The following is a 10,478-nucleotide window of genomic DNA, read 5'->3' on the forward strand; positions in this document are numbered from 1 at the left end:
GGTGCTCCTCAGTGGTTCGTGCCGACGAGGGCGAAGAAGACGTCCTCGAGGGTGGGCTGCTTCTCGACGTACTCGACCGTGGCCGGCGGCAGGAGCTGCTTGAGCTCGGAGAGCGTGCCGTTCACGATGATCCGACCCTCATGCAGGATCGCGATCCGGTCGGCGAGCTGTTCGGCCTCGTCGAGGTACTGCGTCGTGAGCAGCACCGTGATGCCATGAGCGGCGAGCTCCTTGACGGCCTGCCACACCTCGATGCGAGCCTGGGGGTCGAGCCCGGTCGTGGGCTCGTCCAGGACGATGACCGGCGGGCTCCCGATCAGGCTCATGGCGATGTCGAGCCGGCGTCTCATGCCACCCGAGTACGTCGACACCCTCCGACTCGCCGCGTCGGTCAGTGAGAAGCGTTCGAGCAGGGTGTCCGCGATCGCGCCCGGGTCCACGAGGTGCCGCAGTCGTGCGACCAGCACGAGGTTCTCGCGCCCGGTGAGGATCTCGTCGACGGCGGCGAACTGTCCCGTCAGGCTGATGGACTCCCGCACCCTCGCCGGGTGCGTGCCGACGTCGAAGCCGTTGACGACGGCCATCCCGGCGTCGGCCCTGAGCAGCGTGGCCAGGATCCGCACGACGGTGGTCTTGCCCGCGCCATTCGCTCCGAGCAGGGCGAAGATGGTCCCCCGCTCCACCTCGAAGTCCACGCCACGCAGGACGTCGAGGTCCTTGTACGACTTCTCCAGGCTCCGCACCTGGATCGCTGCGCTGGTCGTCATTGCTCCCGACCTTCCTGCTCCTCCACTGCCTGCGCGCCGTCGATCGCCTTGGTCAGGCGAGCGCGTTCCTTGTCGATCCACCGCGTGCCCGTATAGGCCTGCGCGAACGTCTCGGCGAACTCGACCGGGTCCTCGCCGACGATGGCGCGCACCGCAGTTCCGTCCGCGGCGGCACGGTCCCAGAGGTCGGCTAGGTCGCCCAGCATGGTGACGAGGGTGGTGCCGTCCGTGACGCCCCCGTAGTACATGAGGTAGCGCTGCACCGCCTTGGCCGCGCTGCCGTACGGCTCCGGCAAGGCGTCGATGCGGGCCTTGTAGTGCCGGTACTGCCTCTTCTGTTCCAGCGAGCCGGTGACGGTCTCGATCCACTTGGCGGCCATGCCTACTTCACTCCTTCTTCCGTGTCGGTGGGTTCACTGCGGAGCTGGTTGAGGCGTTCGGTGAGGAAGCTCCAGGTCCTCCAGAACTCGTCGAGGTGATCGCGCCCCTGCGCGTTGAGGGAGTACACCTTGCGCGGCGGTCCCTTCTCGGACGGGACCTTCTCCACGTCGACCAGGCCCCGCTGCTCGATCCTGACCAGCAGCGCATAGATCGTGCCCTCGGCGATGTCGGAGAACCCTTGGTCGCGCAGCCAGGCCGTGATCTCGTAGCCGTAGGCCGACCGGCCGGACAGAATCGCGAGGACAACGCCCTCGAGCGTTCCCTTGAGCATCTCCGTCTCCTGCTTGCCCATCGAACCAGGAACCTCCTTTGACTACTCAGTGTTACTAACTACCAGTAGATAGTAACACTGAGTAGTGGTGCCGGCGCAAGCCCTAGAACGGCATGCCGGCACGACGAACCCACCCCTGGTCTCGGGGTGCTCGGGCCTCGCCCACCGGCTACTGCGCCGTGCCTCGGAGCGCCTTGGTGATGGTGGCGTGCTCGGGGTCAAACACCAGACAGACCAGCGTGTGGTCTCCTGCATTCCAGCCTTTGACGTCAGCGGTGAGGAAGTCGAGGTCCAGGCGCGACTCGTCGTAGCCCAGGCCCACGTACGTCTCGAAGGCCTTCCTGCACTTGTCCAACGCAGAGGCATAAATGGCGTCGTCCCCCGGCCACTTCTTCGGTCCGCTGATCACAGCGCGCCCAAGAACCTCCACCTGGTGCGCAGCGCGACAGTCGACCACGGTCAGGTATTGCACCCCGTTCGGGTCGTCAGGCAGCCGGACGCACATGGCGGACTTGACGGCATGCCAGTGCAGGCGTTTCGGCTTGGCCAGCGCCCCTGTCGGCCCGGTGGCCACAACAGCGCCTGTCGTCGACGTGGCGGGCGACGAGGTCGCAGAGCTGGTGGTCGCCTGTGGGAGGTCGAAGGCCGCCGGATCATCGCCACCTCGAGAAAGCCCGTAGCTGATGGCGAACGCCGCGGCCACCATCGCAGTCGCGGCCGCGAACTGCTTCAGGCCCCGGTGGCGGACTCGTCCGCGGTGGCGGGCTGCCGGGACGGGTTGCTGATTCGTCCCGGACGTATCCGTTGCCCCTTGAGGCGCCGCCGCTTCCGCTTGCCCCGACGCCAAGCCTTCGGGGTCAGATGCGAGAGGGGGGTCACCGGGCATCGTCTTGTCCCTCCGAGGAGAGCCACTCGTCCACGGCGAAGCCTAGCCAAACGCACGGTGCTGCACGTACGGCAAACCAACGAGAAGGCTCGTACGAAAGACGCATGGATGGCTCATCCGGGGCGGTCCGACTCTGCGCAACGTCGCTCGCGCCCAGCGTGGACGGGGAACCCCCACCGGCCACCAGACGCGGCAGCAGGTCCGGAGCCCACGGGCACCGGACCTGCGGTCAGGCGGAGATTGGCGCCGGCCTTGTCAGTCGAGGTAGTCGCGGAGCACCTGGCTGCGCGACGGGTGGCGCAGCTTGCTCATCGTCTTGGACTCGATCTGGCGGATCCGCTCGCGGGTCACGCCGTAGACCTTGCCGATCTCGTCGAGCGTCTTGGGCTGGCCGTCGGTGAGCCCGAAGCGCATCGAGACCACGCCGGCCTCGCGCTCGGACAAGGTGTCGAGCACCGAGTGGAGCTGCTCCTGCAGCAGCGTGAAGCTGACCGCGTCGGCGGGCACCACAGCTTCGGAGTCCTCGATGAGGTCACCGAACTCGCTGTCGCCGTCCTCACCCAGGGGGGTGTGCAGGGAGATCGGCTCGCGACCGTACTTCTGGACCTCGACGACCTTCTCGGGGGTCATGTCGAGCTCCTTGGCGAGCTCCTCCGGGGTGGGCTCGCGCCCGAGGTCCTGGAGCATCTGGCGCTGCACGCGGGCCAGCTTGTTGATGACCTCGACCATGTGCACCGGGATGCGGATGGTGCGGGCCTGGTCGGCCATCGCGCGGGTGATCGCCTGGCGGATCCACCACGTCGCGTAGGTCGAGAACTTGTAGCCCTTGGTGTAGTCGAACTTCTCGACCGCACGGATCAGGCCGAGGTTGCCCTCCTGGATCAGGTCGAGGAAGAGCATGCCGCGACCGGTGTAGCGCTTGGCCAGCGAGACCACGAGGCGCAGGTTGGCCTCGAGGAGGTGGTTCTTGGCCTTCTTGCCGTCCTGGGCGATCCACCACAGCTCACGCTTGAGCTTCATCTCGATCTTGTCGCCCGAGTTGAGCCGCTCCTCGGCGAACAGGCCGGCCTCGATGCGCTTGGCGAGCTCGACCTCCTGCTCGGCGTTGAGCAGCGCGACCTTGCCGATCTGCTTGAGGTAGTCCTTGACCGGGTCTGCGGTGGCACCCGCGGTGACGACCTGCTGGACGGGTGCGTCGTCCTCGTCGTCGTCGCGCAGGACGAAGCCGGAGCCCTCGTCCTCGTCGTCCTTCTTCTCGTCCTCGGTGTCGTCCTCGACGACGACGTCCTCGAGCTCGCCCTCGACCACCTCGGTGGGCTCGGCAGGCACCGGCTCGTCGCCGTCGACGGCGGCGTCGCCGTCTGCTGCAGCCTTGCCCGTGGCCGCGGTCTTGGCGGCCGACTTCGAGGTCGCTGCCTTCTTCGTGGCCGGGGCTGCCTCACCCGCGGCCGCGGAGGCGGCCTTCTTCGTCGTGGTCGCCTTGGCGGGCGCAGTCTTGGCGGCCGCGGCCTTGCCGGCAGCAGCCTTGACGGGGGTGGTCTCGGCCTTCGGCGCCGCAGTCTTGGCAGCCGACTTGGCGGCAGGTGCGGCAGTCTTGGCGGCCGCCTTCTTGGCCGGCGCCGTGGCCGTCTTCTTGCGGGTGCTGGTCGCAGCCACCGCGCGGGAGGCGGTCGCCGAGTCGAGGGTCACGTGGATGCCCTGCTCGTCCAGGGAACGCAGCACAGCCTTCATCCGCTTGGGTGCGATCTCGGCCCCCTCCAGCGCATCACGCAACTGACCGCTGTCGACCGAGCCGTTGGTGCGGCCCTGCTTGAGCAGCTTCTGCAGCGCGGGGTGGGAGAACTCGGGGGGAAGAGACGGTGCGGGGCTCGCAGCCTTCTTGGACACAGGCGACACGGACTACCTTTCGTCGCGGACTCGCGGCACGGCGCACGTCATCACAGCCATGCTTGAGGGGATGTCTGTGACAACAACAGCGGGAGTGGAAGTATTGCCGAGATCGGCTGGGCTGGACCCTGACGAGATCTCGTTGATGACATTGTAAAACGAGTTGCCCGCAGATCCCGCATCGGCACACTCCGGACACCTGCTCGATCCGCAGCTGGATGCCCATGGAACGCCTGCAGGGCAGGTGCAGACCGGTCGCCTCAGGCGTCGGCCTTGACGGCCAGGACGGGGCACGACGCGTCGAGCAGGATGCGCTGGGCGTTCGAGCCCAGGATGAGCTTGCCCACGGGAGTGCGACGACGCAGGCCGATGACGATGAACTCGGCGTGCTCCTCCTCGGCCACGGCGATCAGGTCCTCGGCCGGCTCGTTGCCTCGGACAAGCTGACGCACCTCGTGCTCCAGGCCCTCCTCGTCGAGCTCGCCCTGGATGCGGGAGAGGTCCGCCTCGAAACGGTTCGCCTCGTCACCGTCGAAGTCTCGGCCACCGCGCTGGGAGTTGATGACGATCAGCTTGGACTTGCGCAGCAGCGCCTCGTCCGCGGCCCGGCGCAGAGCGGCGCGCCCTTCCTTCGTCGGTACATATCCCACAACGATGGACACAGGGGACCTCCTACGTTCAGTTGACCGAGTAGCGGTGTTGACCCGGGTGGACCGGGGCACACCAGGCGACGGCAGCCGCTGGGGCGACCGTACCGGAAATCGCCCGGTCAGGCAGGGCCACCGAGCACTCGGGACACGATCTGACCGACCTGCTCGATCTCGATGAGGAACCCGTCGTGACCGTAGTCGGAGTGCACGGTGTGCAGCTGTGCCGCCGGGACCGCGTCCGCGATCTCCGTGGACAGCCGCGGCGGGTAGAGCCGGTCCGAGTCGACGGCGACCACTGCCACCTGCGCGGTGATCCTGGCGAGTGCCTGCGCGACTCCCCCACGTCCCCGCCCGACGTCGTGGGAGTTCATCGCCTCGGTGAGGACGACGTAGGAGTTGGCGTCGAATCGTCCGGCCAGCTTGCCCGCGTGGTGGTCGAGGTAGGACTCGACGGCATAGCGACCATTGCCGCCCAGCGGGTCCTCCGCCGCTTGCGGCTCGCGACCGAACCGCTCGTGCAGCTCGAGCTCGCTGCGGTAGGTGACGTGCGCGATCCGCCGCGCGATCCCCAGCCCCGTCTCGGGTCCGGCGCCGCGCTCGTAGTAGTCGCCACCGTGGAAGTCGCTGTCCGCGCGGATCGCGAGCAGCTGCGCCTGGCACCAGCCGATCTGCTCCGCAGTGGCGTAGGCCGTGCTGGCCAGCACGATGGCCGTGGCGACGCGCTCTGGATGGGTCACCGCCCATTCGAGGACACGCATGCCCCCCATGGAGCCGCCCAGGACGGCGTGCCAACGGTGGATGCCCAGGACGTCCGCGAGCAGGGCCTCGGTCTGCACCTGGTCACGCACGGTGACGAAGGGGAAGCGGCTGCCCCACGGTGCACCGTCGATGGCCGGCGAGGACGGGCCGGTGCTCCCTTGGCAGCCGCCCAGGACGTTGGCGGCCACGACGAAGTGGCGATCGGTGTCGAGGGGCCGGCCGGGCCCGATCAGCCCGTCCCACCAGCCCGGCGTCGGATGACCCGGACCCGTCGGGCCCTCGACATGGCTGTCACCGGTGAGGGCGTGCTCGACGAGGATGGCGTTGTCCCGAGCGGCGTTGAGCTCACCCCAGGTCTCGTAGGCGACCCGCACCGCGGGAAGGACACCGCCGCGCTCGAGCTCCACCGCGCCGAGGTCGACGAACTGGCGTCGGCCGGCGGGGTCACCCTCGCGCCAGGCCCCTGACGTCGCTCGTGGTGGGGAGGTCGTGGTCATCGGAACTACTCCTGTGGCGCTCGCGCTTGCCGCCCAGGTCAGGGTCGGCCGGGTCCTCACCCGGGGCACCCCACCGCGAGGAGGGTTGCCGCCCAGCAAGCCGGGGCTTGGTGCTGGGACTCATGACCTGTCGACCATCATACGAGGAGGCCGTCGGCGCGTCCCCGGCGTCCGCACGATGGACGCGCAGTAGGGCGGGTCGTGGCTCGACGCCCGGGTCAGCGGGACCGCGCCTCCGTCGCAGGTTGCTGCTTCTGGCTTCCGGGACGCACTCCGAGGTCGAGCATGCGTTCGAGCAGCAGCGCCAGGCGGTACTCGGGGTGCGTGCGGAGCGCTCGGTCCACGCACGTCCGGGCCAGCGCTCCGTCCCCCTGCCACCAGGCACAGTTGGCGAGCACCGTGAGCACTGGGGCCGCGTGCTCGTCGGGCACGCACCTGACAAGGGACTGCAACCTGGCGAGCAGCCGGCGACCGGCGACGGCGGGCGAGGCTCCCGCAGACCCGCTGTGCCAGGTGGGAGCCGGCAGGCTGCAGCGCAGCGCGTCCACGAGGTCCGGCGTCAGGGAGTCCAGGGGCAGCGAACCCGGGCACAACCAGGCCACCAGTCCGTCGCGCAGCGCGAGGTCCTCCATGCTGCGCACGAGTAGGGAGACCCCGGCCGGACCGAGCTCCTCGACGTCGGGGGCGCCATCGGTCACGTCGCAGACCACGGACCAGCGCGACAGCGCTTCGAGCCGGAAGGCGGCCGCGGACCGTCCCGGGTCGGACGACACGACACCCGCCAGTTCCGCTGCCACCTCCTCCACGAGGGCTGGATCTGCGGCAACGAGGTCGGCAATCGCCGACCGACCCGTGAGCGGCGCGATCTCGAGCCCGACGTACTCGGCGACGGCGGGGGTGTCGGCGGCCGCCGGAACGGGTGCGCCGTCGCTCGGACAGCAACCGTCGGCGCAGTCGATGGCGAACCAGCGTCCGTCACGAACGACGAGTCGGTCAAGCACCTGGAGGTCGGCCTCGGTCGCCAGCCGACGCACCGCGTCGAGCGCGAGCCGGCTCGAGCCAGCCGCCGTCTCGTAGCCGACGAGCATGACCGCATCTGGCCGGTCCGCCAGCAGGGGTGCCACCAGGACGCTGCCGACTTGTTCGGCGTCCTGCGGTGGTGGCAGGTCGATCCGCTCGATCAGCCCGACGCTGCGACCGTGCAGGGCGATCAGCACGATCGAGTCCTGCGGGTGGTAACCAAGCTGGTACGGGAGGACGGCGACGACGTCCGCCGGCCCTCGCAGTCTGATCTGGCTCTGGCTCATGGGCCAACGGTGGCGGCCTCCAGGCCAGCCCGTGAGCGCTGGCAGGCAGCGCTGTGGACGAGGCCGTCCGGAGCGGGCGAGGTGTGCCCAGCGGGCACCGCCACGGCGCCACGACGGCGTCCACACACCCGAAATACCGCACCGCCCACACCCCCCGAAACGCCCCGACCGCGCGGATCAGGACGTCGTGCTGGCGTCAGCGGACGACGTCGCCCTCCACGGTCTCGTGCGCGCTCCTCGCCGGCGTGGTGCGCTCCCAGGCGAGGAACGACTCGGTCTCGTTGACGACGGTTGCCGCGATCCACGACACCACCACCGCGTCGTCGGCGAGACCGAAGACGGACAGGGCCAGCTCGGGGATCAGGTCGATGGGCGACACGACATAGGCCACCGCCCCGAGAACCATCAGGAGCCGGCCGCGGGTGGTCCCGGCATACTCACCGCGAAAAGTGGCCCGAAACAGTCGGGGCAGGCTCATCAGTCGCTCGCCGAGGGCGGGCGATCCCGGACGGGTTGCGGTCCGCACCGCGGTGGCGATGGTGCGCAGGGCACCGAAGCGGGTCATGGCCATGGTCAGACTCCCGTTGTTCGAGGGCGCAGGTTGTTCGAGGGCGCAGGCTCCCGGACGCCACAATGGCCCGGACACGGTTCAAACGACCTGGGCGCCCCGGTGATTCCCGACACCGTCCCAGCGTGCCTGCGCGAGGACGCCCACGCCACTCCGAGACCATCCCCCTCAGAGGCCGGTGGCCCTGGGGGGGAACTCGTGGCGCGCGTGGTCGGCGATCTTCTTCAGCAGGTAGCTGTCGAGACCGGCCCCGACGACACCGCCGATGACGGGCACGCCCTTGCCGAACCGGCTGAGCGTCTTCTTCCCCGCGGTGGACAGCAGCCGGAATCCGACCGCCTTGTTGACCACCATCAACGCCGGCCCGGGCAGCCGCTGGGCCGCGAGGTTGGCGAGCCGGCCGGTCGAGGCAACGCCCGCCTTCTTCAGCAGGTCGTCCGCGTCGGCCCCCACGAGGGTGAGCAGCACCGCCGAGCGGATCTCTGGCCGCTTGATGTCGTAGCCCCGCAGGGACGCGATCGAGGCGACCATCCGGGTCGCCACGATGTAGAACTCGACGACGTTGGCCGGGAGCGCCACCGGCAGCGTGACGAAACCACCGAGCCCGGTGACGAACCCACCGGCGGCAGCCAGCCTGAGGTGACCTCGGACGACGGCGTCGACGGCCTCGTCCGCACCAGGCTTCTCGGCCCGCCGGACGTCCGCGACCTTCTGCGCCGAGTCGAACGGACCCTTGCCGTCGATGCCCACGTCGAGCAGGCTCTCGATCAGGCCGGTCACGGCGCCGGAGAACATGCCCGAGTCCTCGCGAGGGGCCTTCGCCTGTTCGAGCGCCGAGGTCGGTTTGGCCTCTGCCTCGTCCTTGCCCATTCCGAGAAAGCCCACGTCAGCACCCCTCCGGGTTTCGTTTCGGTCGGTCGCGGCCATCCTGCCATGGGCCCGGGTGACCAGCGGGATTAGCCTTGGGACATGGCCGACTCCGCTGGTTCCCCCTCCGTCAGCTCCACCCGCTACGCCCACCCCGAGCGACTGGTCAGCACTCAGTGGCTGGCCGACCAGATCGAGGCCGGAGCCGTCGGCGGACCCGACGGCATCGTGGTCCTGGAGTCCGACGAGGACGTGCTGCTCTACGACACCGGCCACATCCCGGGGTCGCTGAAGCTCGACTGGCACCAGGACCTGAACGACCCGGTGGTTCGCGACTACGTCCGCCCCGAACAGTTCGCGGCAGTCATGTCGGCCCGCGGTGTCGGCCGAGACACCACGGTCGTGATCTACGGAGACAAGAACAACTGGTGGGCCGCCTACGCGCTGTGGGTGATGAGCCTGTTCGGCCACGACGACGTCAGGCTGCTCGACGGCGGCCGAGCCAAGTGGGCGGCCGAGGGACGCGAGCTGACCCGCGAGGTGTCGGCCGTGGAGACGCTGATCGGCGACGCGGCATACCCAGTGGTGGAACGGGATGACGCGCCGATCCGGGCGTTCAAGGAGGACGTGCTGGCCCACCTCGGTGGGCCGCTGGTTGATGTGCGCTCCCCCGGCGAGTTCAGCGGCGAGCTGCTGCACATGCCGGACTACCCCCAGGAGGGCGCGATGCGCGGAGGGCACATCCCCGGTGCGAAGTCGGTGCCGTGGGCGCGGGCGGCCAGCGAGGACGGGACCTTCAAGTCGCGTGCGGACCTCGAGGCGATCTACCTGCAGGAGCAGGGCCTGTCCCCCACCGACGCCACGATCGCCTACTGCCGCATCGGTGAGCGGTCCTCCCACACATGGTTCGTCCTGACCCACCTGCTGGGTTTCGACGCCGTCCGCAACTACGACGGCTCGTGGACCGAGTGGGGCAACGCGGTCCGCGTCCCGGTCGAACAAGGCGCGCCGACGTGACCACTGCCGTGAGCGGCCCGGCGGCCGCCCAGCCTGTCCCCCTGCCGGCTGCGATGCAGGAGATCGCCGACGACTTCGCGGATCTGCTTGCGCCGCAACGCCTGGAGCTCCTGCTGGAGTTCAGTGAGGGACTGCCCGAGCTGCCGGAGAGGTATGCCGGGTCGCTCGACACCATGGAACAGGTCCACGAGTGCCAGTCCCCGATCTTCCTCGCGGTCGAGGTCGCGGACGAGCCCGCCGACCAGCCGGGTGAGCGGGCCGTACACCTCTACTTCTCGGCGCCACCGGAGGCACCGACCACCCGCGGCTTCGCGGGGATCCTCAGTGAGGGGCTCGACGGCCTGACCGCCGCCGAGGTGCTGGCCGTGCCGGAGGACGCGCCGTACCGCTTCTCGCTCGGCGAGGCGGTCTCACCGCTTCGGCTGCGTGGCATGGTCGGGATGCTGAGCCGGATCAAGCGCCAGGTAGCGCTCAAGACCCGCTCCTGACCAGCCACCGCCCCTACCTCCCCCACCTCCCCTGCCTCCCCTGCCTCCCCAGCCTCCCCAGCCTCCCCAGCCT

General features: G+C 69.4%; 12 protein-coding genes and 1 riboswitch. Of the genes, 2 read left to right on the top strand and 10 right to left on the bottom strand.

Features of this window, described 5'->3' with window-relative positions:
- Nucleotides 1-8 precede the first annotated feature (8 nt).
- From AC1DYG_RS09570 to AC1DYG_RS09615, 10 genes are all read right to left on the bottom strand, one after another.
- Nucleotides 9-767: an ABC transporter ATP-binding protein gene (locus AC1DYG_RS09570; protein WP_477639630.1), complete on the bottom strand. Its 759-nt coding sequence runs from the start codon at nucleotides 765-767 to the stop codon at nucleotides 9-11.
- Nucleotides 764-1,147, bottom strand: a complete 384-nt coding sequence (locus AC1DYG_RS09575) for a DUF1048 domain-containing protein (RefSeq protein WP_477639631.1) — start codon at nucleotides 1,145-1,147, stop codon at nucleotides 764-766. Before AC1DYG_RS09575 ends, AC1DYG_RS09570 begins: the two co-directional genes overlap by 4 nt.
- Before the next feature lie 2 nt (nucleotides 1,148-1,149).
- On the bottom strand, nucleotides 1,150-1,500 hold the full coding sequence (locus AC1DYG_RS09580; RefSeq protein ID WP_477639632.1) for a PadR family transcriptional regulator: 351 nt from the start codon (nucleotides 1,498-1,500) through the stop codon (nucleotides 1,150-1,152).
- Nucleotides 1,501-1,648: 148 nt separating this feature from the next.
- Nucleotides 1,649-2,182: a septum formation family protein gene (locus AC1DYG_RS09585; protein ID WP_477639633.1), complete on the bottom strand. Its 534-nt coding sequence runs from the start codon at nucleotides 2,180-2,182 to the stop codon at nucleotides 1,649-1,651.
- A gap of 438 nt (nucleotides 2,183-2,620) precedes the next feature.
- On the bottom strand, nucleotides 2,621-4,252 hold the full coding sequence (locus AC1DYG_RS09590; RefSeq protein WP_477639644.1) for an RNA polymerase sigma factor: 1,632 nt from the start codon (nucleotides 4,250-4,252) through the stop codon (nucleotides 2,621-2,623).
- Between the two features lie 260 nt (nucleotides 4,253-4,512).
- Nucleotides 4,513-4,914, bottom strand: coding sequence for a universal stress protein (locus tag AC1DYG_RS09595; protein ID WP_477639634.1), 402 nt, complete (start codon nucleotides 4,912-4,914; stop codon nucleotides 4,513-4,515).
- Nucleotides 4,915-5,021: 107 nt separating this feature from the next.
- Entirely contained in the window at nucleotides 5,022-6,158 is a 1,137-nt protein-coding gene (gene metX, locus AC1DYG_RS09600; RefSeq protein ID WP_477639635.1) for a homoserine O-acetyltransferase MetX, read from the bottom strand.
- Between the two features lie 17 nt (nucleotides 6,159-6,175).
- Nucleotides 6,176-6,286: riboswitch (SAM riboswitch) on the bottom strand.
- A gap of 90 nt (nucleotides 6,287-6,376) precedes the next feature.
- Nucleotides 6,377-7,465 carry a DUF4192 domain-containing protein gene (locus tag AC1DYG_RS09605; protein WP_477639636.1) on the bottom strand — a complete coding sequence of 363 codons (1,089 nt, stop codon included), beginning with the start codon at nucleotides 7,463-7,465 and terminating at the stop codon, nucleotides 6,377-6,379.
- A 196-nt stretch (nucleotides 7,466-7,661) separates the two neighbouring features.
- A complete protein-coding gene (locus tag AC1DYG_RS09610) occupies nucleotides 7,662-8,036 on the bottom strand; it encodes a YkvA family protein (protein WP_477639637.1) in 375 nt (124 codons plus the stop codon).
- A 165-nt stretch (nucleotides 8,037-8,201) separates the two neighbouring features.
- The gene (locus tag AC1DYG_RS09615) at nucleotides 8,202-8,918 is read right to left on the bottom strand and encodes an EcsC family protein (protein WP_477639638.1); all 717 of its coding nucleotides are present in this window, start codon (nucleotides 8,916-8,918) and stop codon (nucleotides 8,202-8,204) included.
- 84 nt (nucleotides 8,919-9,002) lie between these two features.
- Between AC1DYG_RS09615 and AC1DYG_RS09620 the strand changes: the two genes are divergently transcribed.
- Nucleotides 9,003-9,917 carry a sulfurtransferase gene (locus AC1DYG_RS09620; protein WP_477639639.1) on the top strand — a complete coding sequence of 305 codons (915 nt, stop codon included), beginning with the start codon at nucleotides 9,003-9,005 and terminating at the stop codon, nucleotides 9,915-9,917.
- 53 nt (nucleotides 9,918-9,970) lie between these two features.
- Entirely contained in the window at nucleotides 9,971-10,405 is a 435-nt protein-coding gene (locus AC1DYG_RS09625; protein WP_477639645.1) for a SufE family protein, read from the top strand.
- Nucleotides 10,406-10,478 lie beyond the last annotated feature (73 nt).

Source organism: Pedococcus sp. P1_H8, from assembly GCF_056405175.1.

Bases quoted from the DNA above. Each gene is read 5' to 3' on its own strand.
- AC1DYG_RS09605 (WP_477639636.1), bottom strand. From the start codon at position 7,465: ATGAGCCAGAGCCAGATCAGACTGCGAGGGCCGGCGGACGTCGTCGCC.
- AC1DYG_RS09625 (WP_477639645.1), top strand. From the start codon at position 9,971: ATGCAGGAGATCGCCGACGACTTCGCGGATCTGCTTGCGCCGCAACGC.
- AC1DYG_RS09620 (WP_477639639.1), top strand. From the start codon at position 9,003: ATGGCCGACTCCGCTGGTTCCCCCTCCGTCAGCTCCACCCGCTACGCC.
- AC1DYG_RS09575 (WP_477639631.1), bottom strand. From the start codon at position 1,147: ATGGCCGCCAAGTGGATCGAGACCGTCACCGGCTCGCTGGAACAGAAG.
- AC1DYG_RS09570 (WP_477639630.1), bottom strand. From the start codon at position 767: ATGACGACCAGCGCAGCGATCCAGGTGCGGAGCCTGGAGAAGTCGTAC.
- AC1DYG_RS09580 (WP_477639632.1), bottom strand. From the start codon at position 1,500: ATGGGCAAGCAGGAGACGGAGATGCTCAAGGGAACGCTCGAGGGCGTT.
- metX (WP_477639635.1), bottom strand. From the start codon at position 6,158: ATGACCACGACCTCCCCACCACGAGCGACGTCAGGGGCCTGGCGCGAG.
- AC1DYG_RS09610 (WP_477639637.1), bottom strand. From the start codon at position 8,036: ATGGCCATGACCCGCTTCGGTGCCCTGCGCACCATCGCCACCGCGGTG.